This window comes from Agrobacterium genomosp. 13 str. CFBP 6927, from assembly GCA_900012615.1.
GTDB lineage: Bacteria > Pseudomonadota > Alphaproteobacteria > Rhizobiales > Rhizobiaceae > Agrobacterium.
This window is the reverse complement of sequence record LT009757.1, coordinates 1,673,945-1,693,186: the sequence shown is the minus strand read 5'-3', so window position 1 is coordinate 1,693,186 and position 19,242 is coordinate 1,673,945. Positions and strand designations below refer to the sequence as shown.

At 57.7% G+C, this 19,242-nt stretch carries 19 protein-coding genes; 2 read left to right on the top strand and 17 right to left on the bottom strand.

Features of this window, described 5'->3' with window-relative positions; genetic code table 11:
- Nucleotides 1-30: 30 nt before the first annotated feature.
- The 3 genes from AGR13A_RS22035 to AGR13A_RS22025 all read right to left on the bottom strand — a co-directional run bounded on the left by AGR13A_RS22035 (nucleotide 31) and on the right by AGR13A_RS22025 (nucleotide 2,716).
- A complete protein-coding gene (locus AGR13A_RS22035) occupies nucleotides 31-975 on the bottom strand; it encodes a LysR family transcriptional regulator (RefSeq protein ID WP_035225960.1) in 945 nt (314 codons plus the stop codon).
- The gene (locus AGR13A_RS22030; RefSeq protein WP_051796418.1) at nucleotides 972-1,637 is read right to left on the bottom strand and encodes a TetR/AcrR family transcriptional regulator; all 666 of its coding nucleotides are present in this window, start codon (nucleotides 1,635-1,637) and stop codon (nucleotides 972-974) included. Before AGR13A_RS22030 ends, AGR13A_RS22035 begins: the two co-directional genes overlap by 4 nt.
- Before the next feature lie 164 nt (nucleotides 1,638-1,801).
- Complete coding sequence (locus AGR13A_RS22025) at nucleotides 1,802-2,716, bottom strand: LysR family transcriptional regulator (protein ID WP_035225963.1); 915 nt, start codon at nucleotides 2,714-2,716, stop codon at nucleotides 1,802-1,804.
- 109 nt (nucleotides 2,717-2,825) lie between these two features.
- On the opposite strand from AGR13A_RS22025, the gene AGR13A_RS22020 reads away from it, so the two are divergent.
- The gene (locus AGR13A_RS22020; protein WP_035225966.1) at nucleotides 2,826-3,893 is read left to right on the top strand and encodes an SDR family oxidoreductase; all 1,068 of its coding nucleotides are present in this window, start codon (nucleotides 2,826-2,828) and stop codon (nucleotides 3,891-3,893) included.
- A gap of 102 nt (nucleotides 3,894-3,995) precedes the next feature.
- On the opposite strand, the gene AGR13A_RS22015 is transcribed toward AGR13A_RS22020, so the two are convergent.
- Both AGR13A_RS22015 and AGR13A_RS22010 read right to left on the bottom strand, forming a co-directional pair.
- Nucleotides 3,996-4,322 (bottom strand): NifU family protein, encoded by a 327-nt coding sequence (locus tag AGR13A_RS22015; RefSeq protein WP_308400323.1) that lies wholly within the window; start codon nucleotides 4,320-4,322, stop codon nucleotides 3,996-3,998.
- Complete coding sequence (locus AGR13A_RS22010) at nucleotides 4,319-5,329, bottom strand: amidohydrolase family protein (RefSeq protein WP_035225969.1); 1,011 nt, start codon at nucleotides 5,327-5,329, stop codon at nucleotides 4,319-4,321. Before AGR13A_RS22010 ends, AGR13A_RS22015 begins: the two co-directional genes overlap by 4 nt.
- 198 nt (nucleotides 5,330-5,527) lie before the next feature.
- Here AGR13A_RS22010 and AGR13A_RS25190 point away from each other — a divergent pair, with 198 nt between their 5' ends.
- A complete protein-coding gene (locus AGR13A_RS25190) occupies nucleotides 5,528-7,390 on the top strand; it encodes a transketolase family protein (protein ID WP_308400322.1) in 1,863 nt (620 codons plus the stop codon).
- A gap of 521 nt (nucleotides 7,391-7,911) precedes the next feature.
- Here AGR13A_RS25190 and AGR13A_RS21995 read toward each other — a convergent pair.
- The 12 genes from AGR13A_RS21995 to AGR13A_RS21940 form a co-directional block, all read right to left on the bottom strand.
- Complete coding sequence (locus AGR13A_RS21995) at nucleotides 7,912-8,115, bottom strand: tautomerase family protein (protein ID WP_080839509.1); 204 nt, start codon at nucleotides 8,113-8,115, stop codon at nucleotides 7,912-7,914.
- A 10-nt stretch (nucleotides 8,116-8,125) separates the two neighbouring features.
- Nucleotides 8,126-9,154 carry a trans-3-hydroxy-L-proline dehydratase gene (locus tag AGR13A_RS21990; RefSeq protein ID WP_080839508.1) on the bottom strand — a complete coding sequence of 343 codons (1,029 nt, stop codon included), beginning with the start codon at nucleotides 9,152-9,154 and terminating at the stop codon, nucleotides 8,126-8,128.
- 32 nt (nucleotides 9,155-9,186) lie between these two features.
- Entirely contained in the window at nucleotides 9,187-9,906 is a 720-nt protein-coding gene (locus AGR13A_RS21985; protein WP_035225980.1) for an amino acid ABC transporter ATP-binding protein, read from the bottom strand.
- The gene (locus AGR13A_RS21980; protein ID WP_035225982.1) at nucleotides 9,903-10,556 is read right to left on the bottom strand and encodes an amino acid ABC transporter permease; all 654 of its coding nucleotides are present in this window, start codon (nucleotides 10,554-10,556) and stop codon (nucleotides 9,903-9,905) included. The genes AGR13A_RS21985 and AGR13A_RS21980 overlap by 4 nt, the downstream gene beginning before the upstream one ends.
- Before the next feature lie 9 nt (nucleotides 10,557-10,565).
- Nucleotides 10,566-11,228, bottom strand: coding sequence for an amino acid ABC transporter permease (locus tag AGR13A_RS21975; protein WP_080839506.1), 663 nt, complete (start codon nucleotides 11,226-11,228; stop codon nucleotides 10,566-10,568).
- Between the two features lie 194 nt (nucleotides 11,229-11,422).
- A complete protein-coding gene (locus AGR13A_RS21970; RefSeq protein WP_080839505.1) occupies nucleotides 11,423-12,244 on the bottom strand; it encodes a transporter substrate-binding domain-containing protein in 822 nt (273 codons plus the stop codon).
- Between the two features lie 141 nt (nucleotides 12,245-12,385).
- On the bottom strand, nucleotides 12,386-13,300 hold the full coding sequence (gene lhpI / locus AGR13A_RS21965) for a bifunctional Delta(1)-pyrroline-2-carboxylate/Delta(1)-piperideine-2-carboxylate reductase (protein ID WP_208612415.1): 915 nt from the start codon (nucleotides 13,298-13,300) through the stop codon (nucleotides 12,386-12,388).
- Between the two features lie 2 nt (nucleotides 13,301-13,302).
- Entirely contained in the window at nucleotides 13,303-14,310 is a 1,008-nt protein-coding gene (gene lhpH / locus AGR13A_RS21960; RefSeq protein WP_080839502.1) for a trans-3-hydroxy-L-proline dehydratase, read from the bottom strand.
- 100 nt (nucleotides 14,311-14,410) lie between these two features.
- Complete coding sequence (gene solA / locus AGR13A_RS21955; RefSeq protein ID WP_080839500.1) at nucleotides 14,411-15,562, bottom strand: N-methyl-L-tryptophan oxidase; 1,152 nt, start codon at nucleotides 15,560-15,562, stop codon at nucleotides 14,411-14,413.
- A 6-nt stretch (nucleotides 15,563-15,568) separates the two neighbouring features.
- The gene (locus AGR13A_RS21950; RefSeq protein ID WP_035225993.1) at nucleotides 15,569-15,997 is read right to left on the bottom strand and encodes a GNAT family N-acetyltransferase; all 429 of its coding nucleotides are present in this window, start codon (nucleotides 15,995-15,997) and stop codon (nucleotides 15,569-15,571) included.
- A gap of 35 nt (nucleotides 15,998-16,032) precedes the next feature.
- Nucleotides 16,033-17,067: an Ldh family oxidoreductase gene (locus tag AGR13A_RS21945; protein ID WP_080839497.1), complete on the bottom strand. Its 1,035-nt coding sequence runs from the start codon at nucleotides 17,065-17,067 to the stop codon at nucleotides 16,033-16,035.
- Nucleotides 17,060-19,069 carry a N,N-dimethylformamidase beta subunit family domain-containing protein gene (locus AGR13A_RS21940; RefSeq protein WP_208612414.1) on the bottom strand — a complete coding sequence of 670 codons (2,010 nt, stop codon included), beginning with the start codon at nucleotides 19,067-19,069 and terminating at the stop codon, nucleotides 17,060-17,062. Before AGR13A_RS21940 ends, AGR13A_RS21945 begins: the two co-directional genes overlap by 8 nt.
- Between the last annotated feature and the right edge of the window lie 173 nt (nucleotides 19,070-19,242).

Here is a 19,242-nt window from a genome sequence, read left to right as displayed (position 1 = left end):
CGGTAAAAAAATTGAGTAGGGCGATGTCTGTTAGGCTGCGCCGCAGAGCTGAAGTGGCCCTTTGAGGCTAAGCTCCACGCTACGGCTCATCCGCTTGACCCGGTGAACGAGAAAATCGATGAATTCCACCGTTCTGAGCGGCAGTCTGTGCCGCTGTTCGGACAGGAGATGGATAATCGCGGGCTCCTCCTGGAACTCCAGCAACACCGGCACCAGCGTACCCGCCTCGAGCGCATGACAGACATCCCAGGACGATGCATGGATGATGCCCTGCCCGGCCTGCGCAAGGTCGATAAGCGCCGTCCAGTCCGACACCAGCCGGTTGCCGCTGACCCGCACCGCGCTTTGCTCCCCGTCGGCTGCGAACGTCCATTTGTCGTTCGGAAGTTTGCCGTCGAGGTAGATAAGACAGTTATGGTTCACCAGATCCTGCGGTGTTTCCGGTATCCCGAACCGATCGAGATAGGCCTGTGACGCGCAGGTGACGATCGGGTTGGCGCCAAGCTTTCGGGTGGTCAGAGCGCTGTCCGGCATTGCGCCGAAACGGATCGCCATATCGCACTCGTTCTCCACGAGGTTTATATCCTCTCCGCCAAAGATCAGCCGAAAGCCAACCTCCGGATGATCCTTGCCAAACTCATTCGTCAGCGGAACCAGGTATTTGCGGCCGAAATCCGCCGGTGCTGCGATCGTCACCGTGCCGAAAGCACATCCCTTTCGGGCCCGCATCGTCTTGTCGAGTTTTTCGAAATCATCGATGATCGCCTTCGACGTTTCGAACAGATACCTGCCCTCTTCCGTGAGGCTGAGCGAACGCGTCGTCCGTTTCAACAATGCGACACCGAAATGGTCTTCGAGCGCCTTCAGGCGTCCGCTCATCGTCGCCGGTGAAAGACCCAGCTTGGTAGCCGCCATCGAAAAGCTGTTGGATTTGACGATCTCGGAAAAGACGCGAAGGTCTTGAATGCTGCTCATTTCGAACCCTCCATCTTGGAAACATACGTGCCCATGCGGCGCATGCTTTCGGAAAGCCCCGTGACGAAGACATCAACGCGCGCCTCGATGACAGGATCGAGTTTTTCGGGAATCCTGTTGCGGTAAATGTATTTACGCACGCCGAAATAAAAGAAGCTGCAGTGAAACCCCCAGACAATCTCAACCGCCAGCTCGTCTGCGGCAGCGCCCGTCGGAGGCGTTACTCCCGCTTCGGCAGCGATCTCCCTGTAGATCAGGGGAAATGTCGTTTCATGGAGAAGCCCGAGATATCGCTTGCTGATCTGCGGATCTTCAAGCGCGGATGCGATGAAAATGCGGATCCACCGCTCGTCGAGAATAGCCAGGGTATAGGCCTTGAGGTAACGGATCAGGCGATCGCGTATCGGAATGCTACGATCGGATAGCTGGGCATTCCAGTTCTGGTCCCAGCGTTTCAAATATACTTCATCGTAGATTTTCTTCAGAAGTTCGTCGCGGTTCTTGAAATACCGATAGAGAAGCGGCTGGGACACACCAAGCGCGTCAGCGAGCTCCCGCGTCGTGAAGCTCAGGCCGCGTTGCGCCACATAGGTGATCGCAAAATCGAGAATCTGCTGTTCGCGATCAGCCGCATCGAGATATTTTTTGACAACTTTTTGCATGTTTCGCCAGTTTCGGCAGCGTAACCGCCACCGTCCTTCCCGCTATCGAAACAATATTGACCCGGATCTCATCCGGGATCGAAAAACCACCCGCGCCCACTCCCTGAGCAGGATTAGAGATAACACCAGCCCCACAAATGATCAAGTGATAAATTATCAAACGATCATTTGTGCCTTCTGGCATCCCCGAGATTGGTGACGAGAAAATCAAGAAAACGTCGGATTCGCTGGGGAACGTGCGACTGGGCGGAATAGATGGCGCTGATAGGTTCGGCTTCCTGGGCGTCATAGGCCGGCAGAAGTGCCACCAGCCTCCCCTCTTCCAGATCCTTGCCGATGTGAAATTCGGAGAGCCTGGCGATGCCTAACCCGGCAAGCGCAAAACCTCTGAGCGTCTCGCCGTTATTGACCGCCAGATTGCCAGCAACCGGAACCACGATCCCGACGCCGCTGTCGTCGACATCCCTGAAATTCCAGACCGAGTGCTGCGGTTTGCCGGCAATGGTCAGGCAATTGTGCTTTCTCAGGTCATTTGGATGAACAGGGCTGCCCTGCAGGCGCAGATATTCCGGGCTGGCCACCACATATCGGGGCGAATTCAAAAGGCGCCTGGTCTTCATGGATGAATCCTGAAGGCTTCCCGTGCGGATCGCCAGATCGGTTCGCTCCAGGATGAGATCCACCGGTTCGTCGCTCAGTTCCAGGTCGATTTTCATGCCCGTATTCTCGGCCAGGAATCGCGGAATGAGAGGGCATACGGCGTGAATTCCGAAAGGAACGTTGCAACTGACCTTGAGAACACCAACGGCGCTTTCTGACTGCCGGGCGATCTGGGTTTCCACCTCGGCAATGTCCTGCAGGATGGATCGGGAGAGGGAATGAAATGCCTCACCTTCCGATGTTAGGCGCAGCGAACGCGTGGAACGAACGACGAGCTGGACACCCAGCCGCTGTTCAAGCCGCGCAACGAGCTTGCTGATTGCGGAGGGGGAAAGGCCGAGTTTATCTGCCGCATTCGAAAAGCTTCCGGACTCGGCAACACAGACGAATACCTCCATCTCAAAGGCGCGGTTTTGCATGACGGCTCCATCTGTGAACAATTTTCACTTTACTTATTCCGTGGATGGGATTTCCGACAAGCGCCACAGCAGCCATCTTCACCCTCTTTCCAAACATGAGAGGTGTAAAATGTACCAGAAGCGCGCGCTGATTGTCGGCGTAACGGGGATCGTGGGACTGAATGTGGCCGAGCATCTTCGCAGCGAAGGTGGCTGGGAGATTCATGGCCTGTCGCGGCGGCCGCCTGTCGGCGCCTCCTACATCCAGTCCCGCAGCGTCGATCTCCTTGATCGGGACGCAGCCATCGCCGCACTCTCCGATCTCGCCCCTACCCACATCTTTTACTGCTCCTGGACGCTCGGCTCCAACGAAGACGAAAACATCCGACTGAACGGCGACATGCTGCGCACGGTGCTCGATGCCTTCGCGGAGAAGGGCAGCGTGGAGCATGTGGGCGTCGTTACCGGCACCAAGCACTATCTTGGTCCCTTCGAGGATTACGGCAAGGTCACCCCCGTTACGCCGTTCCGTGAAACGGCACCCCGCCTTCCCAAGAAGAACTTCTATTACGAGCTTGAAGATGTGGTGATGGCCTATGGCGCGAAATATGGTTTCGGCTGGTCCGTTCATCGCTCTCATACCATCATCGGTTATGCAGTCGGCAATCTGATGAACATCGGCGCGACGCTGGCAACCCATGCCTCGATCTGCAAGGCGACCGGGCAGCCCTTCCGCTTTCCCGGCAGCGCCACGGCCTATCGCGGCCTGAACGACATCACGGACGCCCGGATTCTGGCCAAGCAGATCGTCTGGGCAGGTACCGAACCCAATGCCCGCAACGAAGCATTCAACGCCGTGAACGGCGACGTCTTCCGGTGGGAACAGCTGTGGCAGCGTATTGCTGATTATTTCGATATCCCCGTTGCCGAATATCCGGGTGAGTTCAATTCGCTGGTAGAGCAGATGAAGAACTCGTCCGACGCCTGGGACGAGCTCGTCAAGACGCACAACCTCCAGCCCAACAAGCTCGACAAGCTTGCCTCCGCCTGGCACACCGACCTCGATCTCGGTCGCCCCATGGAGTGCGTGCATTCCACGGCCAAGGCGCGGGCATTGGGCTTTACCGAAACGCAGGACACCGAGCAGTCATTCATCGACGTCTTCGACCGTCTGCGAGCCGAGAAAATTATTCCCTGAAAATGCGGAGCCACGACGCCAGCGTCGCGGCTCCCACACAAAAAGATGCGGGAGCCGAGGCTCCCGCATTTTTTGTTAATCGTGTATCCAGAAATGCAGGGCCTAGGGTGCCGAGGAGGCAGCTTCCAGGACAGGGCGCGCTCCCAGTCTGCGGGCAAGCCGGTCAAGCGCTTTCGGCCCGACATTGACCTGCTCGCAACGCACATCCGTCACACCCTCGACATCCATCAGGTACGACCGGATAGGACCCACATAGGTCATCGCCATATTCGGGCACGCCTTGCAGGCGCCCAGAAGCCTGATGCTGACGACACCGTCAGCGGAGATATCGGAAACCTCGATATCTCCGCCGTGGCCTAGAATAAGAGGACGCACCCGGGCGAATGCGGCCTCAAGTGCTTCCGGCGAGATGTGGGATGACTGCATCATGCCACCAGCCCCAGTTCGATCTTCTTGGCTTCGATGTCGATGCCCATACCCCGCGCAAACGCCTTGCCGAGTATGTTTTCCTTCATTTCGCGGGTGATCTCGGGGTAGCCGTAACGCTCCTGGAGTTCTTCGGGCATTTCGAGATTGGCCAGGGTATCGATATAGGTCTGCACGTGGGGCCAGATGAAAGCTTCCGATCCGTAGCAGATCCGATCGGAGCCGACATAAAGGAGGGCTTCGCCGAGCCGCTCGAGCATTTTCCAGGGCTGCAGATAGTACTGATTGAACCAGAGCGGCAGGATCAGGAAGATATTGTCGAAACGGCTGGCGATGGAGATCGTCTCATCGACATAGGGGTCACCAAGATGATGGATGCCGAAATTCAACTCCGGGAAATCGGCAGCGGCATATTGGATATCATTCGGCTTGAATGCTTCCACGGGGCCGAGCTCCAGCGGAAAGCCCTTGTGGAACTGGACCATCTTGATGCCGAGATCAATCGCCTTTTCCCATAGCGGATAGGCAATATCGCGGTCGTCTGCACGCCAGGAGCATCCACGGCGCTGGTACTGATAGAACTTCATGCTGACGGCGCCCAGTTCCTTGACCTGCCGCTCCATTTCCGCAAGCGCGAAATCCAGCCCGTGATAGGCAGGGTCCACGCCACCGGTGAGGACGACACGCTTCGGGTTTGACTTGGCGAAAGCGTCGCTCAGTTCGACCGGGCCGAGCCCGGCCCGCCAGTGTGAAAAGAGGGGCACCGAGCAGGCAGAGGCCATGTCGGTATCGGAGTTCTCAAACAGCATCTTGTTGCCCCACTCCAGGTCCGGATTGGAGAAGGTCGAGGTTTCCGGCGGCGGCCCCCTGCGGCCCGTCAGGTTGATGAAACCCGCGATCTGCGATCGCAGCAGACGCACCCGTCTCCCGTCGCTTCCGTCCTTGATCTGATTGTCGCCGAAGTCCTGCGTGTGGACCGCTGCATCGAAAACGAACATCCCGTCTTTCATTCGATATCTCCTCGTTTGGAATTTTTGCACGATGGATATCCGGTGAGTAACACACGCGAACCCATTATTTTCTTTGGAAAATTCGAAGATTGTTTTCAGAGAAAAGCGGCAGCGGGCGGGCGCCCGACTTGTTAAGTCTTTAAGTATTCGAAATCGCGTTTGCCTCTATCCGGCAGCGCGCAATGACGAGGATTTGACGTGACCAGACCCGACTTAGCCAAGGCCAGCGCGCGTTCGAACGATGCGCTGCTCCATCCCACCGAAGACGAAATCGCCTATCTCAAGGACAGGGCAAAATTCTGCCGGCTCGAGACCATTCGGCTGATCGAGATCGCCAAGGTCGGCCATTACACATCGGTCTTCTCGGCCGCCGAACTCTTCTCTGCACTGTATTACGGTGTGATGGATCTGCGGCACGGCGAGCCGAAATGGGAAGACCGGGACCGCTTCATGATGGGCAAGGGGCACGCGGCCGTCGGCCTGTTTCCGATCCTTGCGGATCTGGGCTTTATCGATCCGGCTCTTCTCGACGATTACACGCGGCTCGGCAGCCCCCTCGGAGATCATCCCGACATGACCAAGGTGCCGGGAATCGACTTCAGCTCCGGCTCGATCGGCCACGCTCTTTCCGCCGGCTGCGGCATGGCGCTGGCGGCGCGAATGCTCGGCAAGGACTTCTTCACATTCGTCATGATCGGCGACGGCGAACTTCAGGAAGGACAGGTGTGGGAGGCCGCACTGTTTGGTGCTCACAATGAGCTTGGACGCCTTGTCGGCATCATCGACCGCAACGGCTACCAGCTGGATGGCTCCGTCGATGACGTCATCGGCGTGGAGCCCATCGAGGAAAAATGGCGCGCCTTCGGCTGGGAAACGCACGTCGTCGACGGCCATGACGTGGCCGCGGTCACGACCCTGCTGCGGACATTGAAGCGAGACGTCAATCGGACGAAGCCGGTTATGGTTATTGCCCAGACCGTGAAACAGAGCCGGGCTGGCATCTGGGATACCTTGACCCATCTGACGCCGCAAAGGCGATTGCCGAAATTGAGGCCATGGAGATCTGAGATGAACAAGCCGCTTTCCGACAAGTCCTGGCAGTATCGCCAGTTGAACGCCGTCACCCCGGGCCTCGATGCCCTCTCCGATGCGCTGCTTGAACTGGTGGCACTCGGAGAACCGATCGTCGCCGGCACCGCCGATTTGCAATATTCCAACGGTCTTTCGAAGTTCCACCGGCTGCATCCGGAGCGCTTCGTGCAATTCGGGATTTCCGAGCAGAACATGGTGTCGGCCGCCGCCGGCATGGCAGCGGTCGGGATGAAACCTTATGTCGCGACATTCGCCTCATTCCTTGCCCTGCTGTGCTGCGAGCAGATCCGCATGGACGTGGCCTATTCGCGGCTGCCCGTCCGTCTCATCGGCCATCATGCAGGCATTTCGCTTGGCTTCTATGGGACATCGCACCACGCCACGGAAGACCTTGCCATTGCACGGTCCATCGCCAATCTGACCGTCGTGGCGCCCGCCGATGGGAACCAGCTGATGGAGGTCATCAAGGCGTCTAACGACTATCCTGACCCGATCTATATCAGAATCCAGCGCGGGCGCGATCCCGTGGTCTATCCGCAGCGCCTGCCCTTTACGTTCGGCAAGGCCATCGAGCACTTCAAGGGAACGGACCTCACGATCATCGCGACCGGCTCCACCGTCCATCCGGGTCTGGAGGCCGCGAAAGCCCTGCAGGCGGAAGGGCGCAGCGTTGGCTTCATCGACATGGCGACCGTCAAGCCGATCGACAGGGAAGCGATCCTGAACGCCGCCGCCCAGTGCAGACGCATTCTGACCGTTGAGGAGCACAATGTTCTCGGCGGCCTTGGCGGCGCGGTCGCAGAGGTTCTTTCGGATGAGGGAATGCCCGTATATCTGAAGCGGCACGGCATATACGATGAATACAGCCTGATCGCTCCACCGACACACCTTTATGCCCATTACAAGCTCGACGCCGCCGGCATCAAGTCCGTCGCTGGAAGCTTCATCGAAGATTATCCGAAGAGCTGATCAAACGCGTCGCACAGGAACTCGAAAACACTCCTGCTGTGGGCATTCATCGCCGGCAGCAGGAGGAATGGCGGCTCGTGGAGGCTCACAGATATTATGAATTCTGTGTTCGGAATTACCGAGGAATAATTCCGAAAAAATGGCTTAAGGTCATCATGAGTTATCGAAACAGCACTTTAATTGGGAGGATTAAAAATGCCGACAACTATACTCAGTGGAACGAAAGAGCCTGCCCTGTCGTGGGCAGAGACGATCATGGTCCTGCTTGGAAAAGCCAACATCTGGTACCATTGTTATTCGCCACGCGGGTGACCCGCATAAAATCCGGCGGTGATGCGAATGGTTTCACAATAGGCAGGTGATTGCGACATTCGCTGAAACGGTCTTTTCCGCGAGGCAATGAAGCCTGTTTCCGTTCGCAGTTGCGCGTGTAGCGGCAGGCAATGGCCTTGTTCAACCGGACTTGAATCTACAAACCAAAGAATGGCAAATCCTGTCGCGACGGACAGGATTTGCCAGCATCAGCTATTTGAAACAAATCCACTGCTCGCCAGCGGCGCACCAGCAACGAACCAGTTGTCGGGCGCAATATCAACGAACAACACGACTGTTGCTTCCGGCCTGATCCCACCCACCCTTTCAAGCGTGTCGGTGATAGCCTTGGCGAGTTCCGCCTTCTTCTCGGGGCTACGGCCCGGAAAGAGTTCAACTTTTACAATTGGCATCCTGGCAACCTCAATGATCCATTGGCCAGGTATCGGAGACGCGATAACCGCTCTGGAACGGATCGGCCGGATCCACCATCAGCTGCTTGGTGCCAATGATCCAGGCGCGACCAGACAAGATCGGTCTGATTGCCGGCACGCCGTTGATCTCACTCTCCTCATCGATGCTGCAATGGAACTCGCTGTCAAGCAGTGAGGTGCCCACGAACCTGTCACCAACTTTCATCAATCCCTTGGCATGGAGTACCGCCATCCGTGCGGAACAACCCGTGCCACAGGGCGAGCGGTCAATCTTGCCCGGCCGGATTGCAACGGCGTTCCTGCCATGCAGAACGCCGTCTTTCATGAACACCGGGTCGGTCATCTGGCAGAATGAGATGTGATTCCAGTCATTCGCAGGATGTTTGAACCCGAGTTGTTCATTGGCTGCATCCGTAATCCTCATGCCCATGTGAGCAATGTCACGTGCCTGATCGGGACTGAGACTGAGACCAAGCGAAGCCGCATCGACGATAACGAAGCTGTCGCCGCCATAGGCGGTATCAACGGTTACCGTGCCCACCCCTTCCACCTCCAGCTTGACGTCGAGCTTGTCGGCAAAAGAGGCCACATTGCGAACGCGGATACGCTCAGCCTTGCCGTTTCGGCACTCAGCCTCGATATCGATCAGGCCTCCTGGTGCCTCGAGGACCAGACGTGTGATCGGTTCCTGCATCGGGATAATCCCCGTGTCTAACAGAACCGTCGAGACACACATCGAGTTCGATCCCGACATCGGCGGCGTATCGGCCGGTTCCATGATGATCCAGCCCATTTGTGCCTTCGGGTCCTTCGGCGGCACCAGCAGGTTGACGTGCCGAAAGACGCCGCCGCGCGGTTCGTTGAGAACGAAGTTGCGGAGGGTTTCGTCTTCGGCAATCCAGCGCGCCTGGTCCCAGATCGTGGATCCCGGAGGAGGAGCGACGCCACCGACGATGACGTCGCCGACTTCACCTTCAGCATGGCAGCTGACGACGTGAACGATCTTGGATGAGCGCACTGTTCAGTTTCCTCGATTACAACCAGAGCGGTTCAGATGGACTTCAGGAAAGCCGCGGTTTCCGGCTTCTGGGGATTCTCGAAAATCTGCTCCGGCGAGCCGATCTCGTGAATGCGCCCCTCCCGGAAGAAGGCAACGCGATCGGACACTTCCCGGGCGAAACGCATTTCGTGGGTGACGACGATCATCGTCATGCCTTCCTTCGACAACATGCGCATCGTATCGAGCACTTCGCCAACAAGCTGCGGATCGAGCGCTGATGTAACCTCATCGAACAGCATGTAGTCAGGAGACATCGCAAGCGCCCTCGCGATTGCCATGCGTTGCTGCTGGCCGCCGGAAAGGCGCGACGGAAATACGCCGAGCTTTTCCTTCAGTCCCACATGCGACAATTGCTCGATTGCGATGGCCTCGGCCTCTTCCCGTGATTTCCCAAGAACCTTCCGCGGAGCCAGCGTAACGTTTTCGAGGACGGTAAGATGCGGAAAGGCATTCCACTGCTGGAAGACGATACCGATGCGCCTGCGCAGCTTGTTGAGGTCGGTAGCCTTGGCGTGAACCTCCACGCCATCGACGGTAATACGTCCCTGCTGAATCCCCTCAAGGCCGTTGATGCACATCAGCATCGTCGACTTTCCAGACCCCGAACCGCCGATCATCGACAGGACTTCGCCCTTCTGAACCGTCAGATCCACGCCTTTCAGGACATGCAGCGTACCGAATTGTTTGTGTACGTTTTCGATGGCGATCATTGCGTGCCCCACTTCTTCTCAAGTTGATTGCCGAGCCTGGCGATTGGAAAACTCATCGCGAAGTAGATCAGGCCGGTGATGCCGAGGATCAGCAGTGGCTCCTGAACGCGCGATGTTACGATTTGCGAGCTTCGCAAAAGTTCGACTATGCCGATCCAGAGAACGAGCGCGGTGTCCTTCATCACGCCAAGCGTGAGACCGATCCAGCTCGGAAAGACGATCCGGGTGGCGATCGGCAGCGTTATCGACGTCAATTCCTGCCGCCAGCTGAGGCCGAGAGACCGCGCCGCGCGACGCGTCGTCTGGGGGACCGCGCCGACACCGCTTCTGACGATCTCGGTGCAGAAGGCGGAAGCGTAAATCCCAAGGCAAACACAGCCGACGACAAAGGTCGGCCAGTTGAGCTTGAGCATGCTGTTGAACGAGTTGAACAACACGAGCTGGATAAGAAGCGGCACCGACCGGAAGACGTCGAGGACGGCGCCTAGCGAGTTGCCGATCCACCATGGCGCGCCGGCCCGGACAAGGCCGAAAAGGACACCGAGGACGGTGCCGATGACAACCGCAACAAGGGTGATTGAAAGTGTGGTCACGGCTCCCGACAACAGGAATTGAAGGTCGCCCCACGAAAATGATCCACCGAAATACATCGCGACCTCCTAGTATCGAAACAGGCGCCAGGCCACGATGCGCGACGACAGCGTGAAGGCCTTGGAAATGACGTAGTAGAGGCATGCCGCGACGAAGAAATACTCAAAGGTTCTATAGGTCACGACGTTGAGTTCCTGGGTGACGCCGGTGAGATCCGTGGTCAGGCCGACGATAACCCCGAGAGAGCTCATCAGAACGGACCACACCATCTGGTTTGTCATGGCGTGGAAGACGGCGCGCAGCATCTGCGGGATCACGATATACCACTGCGTCTGCACCGCGCCCAGGCCAAGCGAACGCGCCGCCCGCGTCTGCGTTTCCGGAACGGCTGCAAAGCCGCCGCGAAACGTCTCGGCAAGATAGCCGGCATTGTTGAAGGTGATGCCGAACAGCAGCGCGGCATAGGAACCGACCTGAAGACCGAGTGACCCCAGGCCAAAATAGAGCATGTAGATCTGGAAGAGCGCTGGAGTGTTTCTGGCGGTCTCGATCCACATATCCGCAGGCAGGGACAGGTATTTTTTTCCGGAGCGTTTGGCCAGAGCCAAGAAAATTGCAAGGATCGTTCCAAGCATCATGGCCAGGCCCGCGATCTCAATCGTTTCCAAAGCGCCCCACAGCATCTCCGGAAGAGCCCGCAGCACAGGTCTCCATTGAAATTGATAGTCCATTTGTGACCTCATTCTCTGTCAACGCACGCGGCGCAGCCATGCGTACAAGAAGGAATCTACGAGCACGGAAAGTCTCGGGGGCAGCGGCTACCGCGTCCATTCGTTGGCGATAGCAGCATCTGCCGAGGCGGCACCGGGCTCTTGAATGGCGCTCGTCAATCCCGATCGAGCGCCATTGATGACAGGAGAACCGCTTAGCGATAGACGCCGGGTACGGTCAGGTCAGGCGCCGCACCGACGTCTTCACCAATCCATTTCTTGTAAAGCTCTGCGTAGCGACCGGAGCGCACCTGACGGTTCAGGAACAGGTTCACGTAGTTGAGCCAGCCCTGTTCCTGGCGCTTGACAATCAGCGCGCAATAGTCGGCGTCAACGGGTGCGGGACCGACGACCTTGAGGCCGGGATATTTACCGGATTCGATGATGGCCGCTGCAATCGTGGAGGTCGTATAAGTCGCATCGATCCGCTTCTGACCGAGTGCCAGGAACGTGTCCGACTGGGTCTGGAACGTCAGCATCTTTGCGCCGGTATCGCTCTTCTTCTCGACCTCCTTGGCAAGAGCAAGCGTTTCATAAGCACCTGCGGGCCCTCCGACCGTATGCCCCTTGATGTCGTCCGGCGCCTTGATGCCCGAATCCTCGCGCGCCAGCACGATCGTCTCGAACACAAAATAGGGGATTGAGAAGCCTACAGTCTTGGCGCGCTCCAATGTATCGGAAGCGACGGCAACGGCGACATCCGCGCGACCCGACAGGATCGCCGGGATACGGTCGTTTTCAGGCGTATCGACGATTTCAACATCAACGCCCAGTGCCGCGCCAAGATCCTTGCAATAATCAACGTCGAAACCGATCGGATTGTTGTTCGCATCACGCGATCCGTTCGGCGGGAAGTCGAGTTGCACGGCGCAGCGAAGTTTACCGGCGCTGATGATATCGTCGAGCTGGTCTGCCTGCGCGGCCGCACCAGACATCGCGACAGCAGCGAGCGCCATAAGGGGGATAAATTTTTTCATGTCAGTTCCTCTCTTTTTATAGGTTAACGTTGGAATATCGACTATCGTATACTATTTGAAGCGCTCATTTGACCTGACGAGGCGACCCGTGAGCTTACGCAAAATATCGTATACGATAGTCAATTTTAGTCAATATTGCCGTCAGCCTGTGGTCATTTGTACGACCATCTCCCTGGCCACGCGGCAAGCCGCCAGATCCCAGGCGGCGCAGCCCACACTTTTGAAGAAGACCGGGCCTGAGGAGACATCTGCCGTTCCCTTCAGCACGCTGCTGAGCGAAATCACAGCGGACCAGTCGACATTGGCCTGGATGAGATCGCCCGCCTCGTGCCGCGCTCCAGCAGGATCATCGACAATGAGGGTGCTCGCCAACACGGTCTCGCTCCCAATTTCCGCGGCATCCGGCGTGAAGGCCCCTACCCCTATGACAAGCCGCTCCTGCGACGCAGGTTCCGTGTAAACCGGCGTCTTGCTGGTGGTTAATGTCACGACCACGTCAACGCGGGACCAGTCACGATCCACAAATGGCCTGACGGCGCAGTCGATATGCTGTGCGCAAAACTGCTCTTCTTCCTCCCGGGAAATGCCGGCGACGACCAGATCTACCCCGGGAAAGAAAGACGAAAGCGCCTGTGCATGCGTGGACGCCTGTTTGCCGGTGCCGATGATCGCAACAACCTTCGGCGGTTCTTTCCGCAGCCGGCTGATCGCCAGAAGGGTCACCGCCGCCGTTCGCCGCCCAGTGACGGTCGGCCCATCGAGCGCAAACAGGGAAACCCCTGTGAGAGCATCATAGGCGACGACTTCCCCGTTGATCGTCGCGAGATCACGCGAAGCATTCGACGGGCAGACATTGACCAGTTTGTGGCTTGCAATGTCCTGAGCGCTCGCAGGCATGGAAAGCATGACGCCGCCGGCCGCCAGGGGAACCACCAGCCGTTCCGGGCTGACGATCTTTCCGTCCGCATATTCCACAACCGTTTTTTCCAGTTCCGCTACCAGCAGAGCGAAAGGCAGCAGGGCCTCGGTCGATGTTGCGTTGAAGTGCTTAACCATCGTCATGCCACCAGAAAACCGTACTTGAGCGGATCGGCTTCATCGATCACCCAATTGGCGAAGCCGCAAATGGATGCGGTGCCTTCCACTTCCGGGATGACCGCATCGAAACTACCGACCTTTGCCTTGGAGAGTACCCGCCCCTTGAAGATCGTACCGATGATCGATTCATTGATCAGCGTATCCTCGGCGGTCATTTCGCCCCGAAGATAGAGCTGCGCAACGCGACCGGCCGTTCCCGAGCCAGTGGGCGAACGATCAACCGCGCGATCGGCATAGACGCAGCAATTGGCCTGGCTAGACCCTTCGTGGCGGGGATCGCCATAGACCATAACGCCATAGACGTTGTTGAACTCCGGAATCTCCGGATGCACGAACGGCATCTTGGCATTGACGGCGGCCTTGATCTCGTAGCCGAGCTGCATGACGCGCTGCGCATCGTGTTCGCGGATTTCAACGCCGTGCTTACGGCCATCAACATAAAAATAGGTTGCGCCGCCATAAGCCACGTCGCCGGTCACCTCGCCGAAAGTCGGCGTATGAACGGTGACGTCGCGGCTGAAAATGAAGGACGGCACATTCACGAAACGCACCGCACCCGTATGCTCGCCGTCCCACTGAACATAGGCCTCGATAAACCCGCAGGGAGCATCGATGCCCACCTTCGTTTCCGGCACCTGTCGCTCGATCCAGCCAAGTTCCACGGCTGCGGTTGCAAGAGCAATAACGCCGTGGCCGCAATGGGGGCTATAACCCATGTTGTTGAGGAAGATCACGCCGAAGTCCGCTTCCGGGCTTACCGGTTCCGTCAGATACCCACCGTAGAGATCCTTATGACCGCGGGGTTCCAGCAGCACGGCACGACGATAGTGATCCGCATTTTCCTGGAGCCAGGTGATGCGCTCGACAATCGTCTTTCCGGGAATCTTCGGCAGACCCTGCGTGACCAGACGAAAGGTTTCGCCGCAAGTATGCAGTTCGACTGTCGTTAGGAACCGATCGTATTTCATGTTTCTCCCTTTCGTTGACGACCATCTCGCCATCAGATTTTTAGTATTTACGATATCGTATACGATCTACTTTGGCTGTCAAGATAGATTCCTCGGCAGGTTAAGCGGAAAATCGCGCGAGGCTGAAGGCAGAGAGATCAGGCGAGGAATGACCCGTGAGCTGCGCGGCAACAGCTTCACCCACGCCTAAAGCATGCTTGAAACCATGCCCCGAACATGCCGACACCAGGAACAGCCCCGGAATATCCGGATGCCAATCGAGCAAGAACCCGTGATCCGGCGTTGATGTATAGAAGCATGTTTCCGAAGCCTTTAGTTCCGAGGAAATACCTCCGAAGAACGGCTCGACGTGGTGCCGGAAGAATTGATCGCCAGACATGCCGGCAGGCGGAGCGGTCTCGGTATCTGCTACAAAAAACTTGACGCCATCAGCCGCCCCTTCGAGCGGAAAGACCGTCGCACAGGCGTTATCAACACATTCGCGAAACCACATCAGGGTCGGAAACCTGCCTGGCTGATAGGCAGCCGCATCACGCGCTTTGAATATAAATGTCCTTTGCTGGCTGACGGACAATAAAGTGCCAAACTGCCCGCCAAGAACCCCGCCCATCCAGCGGCCCATGGCGACAACCGCCTGCCGGGCCCGGATCACCACGCCCTCGGCCTCTATTTCCACACCGCCCGTGATTGGCACGATCCGTTTGACGACCGTATTCGGCAAAACCTCAGCGCCAGCTTGTTTGGCAAGGGCGATCTGCAGTTTCAACAATGGTTCTGGGCGAATGAAGCCGGCAGCTGGTTCGAAGTAACCCACGTCCATGTCCGTCAGGCCGATGAGCTGAGGATAACGCAACATCAAATCCCCGGAAGACAGGACTTGATGGACAACGCCATTCTCCTCGGCGATCTTAACGGTATCGTGCAGAAAACTGCCGGAACTGCCCGCCGCGCCCGATCCAATAATCAGCGTCCCCGTGTTCTGCATAAGGCTAATGTCAAACCGACGCTCGAACGCACGCAGGAGCGCATTCGAACGCTGGACGAAGTGAAGATAGGCGGGGCCTTCGGCAACAGCTTCTCTAGTGACCTTGTAGCCGCCGTGACTGGCCCCATGGGGATGCGGGGGACTATAGGCATCGATACCAACGACTTTCCCACCCGTCTGAGACAGGGCGTAAAGTGCTGAAGCACCCATGACGCCAAGACCAATCACGGCATAATCGACCTCGAGAATGGTTTGAGAACTGGTCATGGGCGCTCAGGACGATTGGCGCATGAAGAAAAGTCCGGGCAAATTGGCGGTGAAGCCCCATTTCTCGTAGAAGGGCAGCATCTCCTCCAGGCAATAGAGTTCACGATGCTTGACCCGCACGAGCACGGGGTCGGTCAGGACCTTATCCATCAGCAGTCGACCGAGCCCGGTGTTTCGCCACGTCTCCTTGACGATGATGTCAAAGATCATCGCCTTGTAGACGCCGTCCGTCATGGCGCGCGCGAAGGCGACCAGTTCGCCGTTCAGGGGATCGATGAAGGCGAAGATGGGACCCGCATTCGCCATCAGCCTTTCGACATCGGCTTTTTCGCGCCCCTTGGTCCACCACTCCTGCTGAAACAGTTCCACCAGCTGATCGACCTGCTCGGGGGTGAGGTCTCGTCGAAATTCAAGTCTGTTTTTGTCGGGCGCCATGTCGAGGCCTCCTGTTCAAGTCTGTTTGTCGGGTTTTACGTTTTTTCGCCCGCCAGCGTTCGAAGCCGGTGCAGCGCACCCGGCGAGATGGGGATGCCCCATTTCTCTGCTGCCGTGCGATTTGCAAACCGTCGTGCGCCCGGCAGACGATCCTGTCCGGCAACGGTCAACCGGCCACATAGATGCTGCAGACGAGACGCGAAGCCGGTAGACCCGCCCCAATCCGGGTCGATCACCATAAGGAACTGCCCCGCCTTCGGGGTTTCCGCGCCAGCGAAACCGGCGAAGTCGTTTTCAAAAGAGAATTGCCCACCGGTAATGGCGCCGGCGAGAATTTCGACGAACAGGGCAATTGAGGAGCCTTTGTAGCCACCGAAAGTGTTCAACGCTCCGCCAGACAGGATCATATGCGGATCCATCGTGGGATTGCCGTCGCGATCGACGCCGGTGCCATCAGGAACTGGTTTGCCAGCGAGTGCGTGCAGGCGCACCTCGCCATTTGCCATCACGCTGGTGGCCTGGTCGACGACCAATGGTGCGGCATTCTCCACCGGCACGGCGAAGGCGATGGGATTGGTCCCGTAAACCGCCTGCCGGCCGCCATGGGGAACAACGTTCGCAAGCCCGTTTACCGCGGTTATCGCCATATGGCCGGAAAGCGCGAAAGATTCGATGTCCGGCCACAATGCACTGAAATGATGGGAGTTGCGGATCGCGACAATGGCGACGCCCGTTTTCTCGACGGCAGCTTTGATAAGTGGATGCGCGGCAGAAAGCGCCCGCTGTGCAAAACCGTTACGCGCGTCGACCCGAATGAAGGACGGCCCAATATCCGTGACATCGGGCACCGCCAGCCCATCCACCCAACCTGACCTGAGGGAGCCGACATAGCCGGGCATGCGGAAAATACCGTGACTGAGGGCACCGTCCCGCTCGCATCCCGCACAGTTTTCCGCAAGAATCCCGGCTGTGTCGCCGGCAGTGCCGGCGTTGACGAAAATCGTCTCAAGAAGCGTTTTCAGTTCACGAAAACCGATAAGCTCGTCCCGCGCATCGCTCTTTTCAACCATCGCCCAGGAACCTCCTCAGGCAATTTTCCAGGAGCCGCGAAACATTGTTGTCGTAATTATTGTGCGACAGGCTCCCGCAAAAGGTGATTGACCCGACAGCAAAGAGACCTCCGCCCGTTTCGGATTTGCCATAGACGATGTTGGCGCTTATGCCGCCATGCGGACGCGGCTTGCCATCAAACACGCCAGGCAGAAGAAGCTCTTCGAATGTCGTGTGGAAAGACGGACCGTGACCTTCAGAGAAGGCAATGACCGATGCATATTCCGGCGTACCGAGATCGAAGGCCGCCTGATCAATCTCGAAACCGGCAGCACCTCCTCCGGACAATCCGAAATCGCCGATGCGTTCATTGGCGGCTATGCCTTCAAAGAGAAATGCCAATTCCTCTTCATAGGAGGCATCTGTGCGGACATAATACGAGCCCTCGAATGCCCCTTCGGCCGTAAAGCCGACGCCGGCGACGGTCTGAGGCGGAATTCCGTTGCGACGCCAGAGGCCGCCATATTCTCCATCGAGCTGATGGTAATATTCGCCGGGCTGGCTCGCCCATACCCGCATGCCCCCTTCGGCGCGGCGCACCTCGATCATATGGGGCATGTCGTCGTTACGGCCGATCTTCCAATAAAAACCGTTACCGCCGAGATACATCAGGTTTCCACCGGCTTCCCGGTAGGCGATCAGCGCCTCCATCGTGCGTCGGGTGTGGTATTCGGGATGCGTTCCCGTCAGAACCACGTCATAAGGCGACAGGGCGGTAACGCCATCCCGGTCAAGATCCTCGTCCGTGATGACGTCGAACTCGAATCCCTTAGTCTCGAGCCAGTCGGTGAGATGTGAATCTGCCGGGAAATGCCGCATTCCTGATCCCATCGGATCGAAATAGATAAGGTATTCCGGCCGCATCGTCAGGACCGGGCGCAGCCGTGACGACAGGTTTATGCCCGAGCCGTCGGGATGGCGGCTGTAGGTGGAATAGCCGTAAGCACCGACTTCGTCTGGATTGTGCGGATATGCGTTCCACGCGCCAACCCTGTCGGCAAGTTCGCCCGCAAAGTTGCCACGGGCGAAATTGGCATAGGCCATATAGGTGAATGTCGGAGCCAGAAACACGATCCGCCGGCGTTTCGTTCTTTCTCCTGGAATGACGTAGAACGGGATCGTGTCCTTTCCGACGCCATTGTCGACCTCAAGCCCATATACGCCGGAGCGCATATCCTCTGGCACATCGATCCGGATAGTCGTTTCCCAGCCGCAATCACCAAGATCGTCGGAATGAAATCTGATCGCCGCATATTCCGGTAGCACCTGCTTCCAATCCTGATGTCGGCCGGACCAGGCAGACGATCTGACCGCGCGCATCGGCATGTTGATCAAGCATAACCGTCTCGCACGATCCTTTTCGTCCTCTATCCAGATATCGCGCGCATCCCCGCCGAAATTCCACTCCGCGATAACCTCCCACGCCGCTACCGGGACTGGTTCCGAACGCGTTGAACTCAGGGATGGATTTTCGATGGAGCCGTTGAAGGTCTGTTCAGGATGCCCCCGCCAGACGGCGGCGAAACAAATATGATCGATTTCCACAAGTGCGCGGCGCGTGAGATCCGGGAAGCTCGCACTTTTCGTCTTCTCTGGCTTCATCGGCAAATGCTGCCGGACAGTCACCGAGAAACCCTCCAAGCCAAGGATCACCTCGATCTGCGACCAGCAGTTTCCCGGAAGCTCGATGCCTGTGTCATGGCAGGCATTCGTATCAAGTTGCTGGAGAAACAATCTGTCGTCACGGGTGACAATCGCCAATCCCTGGGTCGCATCGATATTCTGCAGCGAGAAAAGCGTCTGAGCAGCCTCGGATGACAAGGTGGGCATCACCGTCAGATCGACCTTGATCGCGGAGTGGTTGTCCAAAACGGGAATGGGGCCGAACGCGCAGGAACCGAGATAGGCCGGCTGCTCAACGGCGGTATATTCTGCAGCGAGACCGAAATCTGCCGCAGCCACTTTAACGCCTGGTCCTTGCGGATTGGGATCGCAGCAAATTATGCGAATTGCCCGTGCGCTGACTTCTCGATTGCCACGCGAAGAAATCTTGAATTCCAAAGCCCCGCCCGGCGCAGCGCTCAGTGGCGTAACATAACCGATCAAGTTCGGGATTTTTTGCTCGCACATGGCTC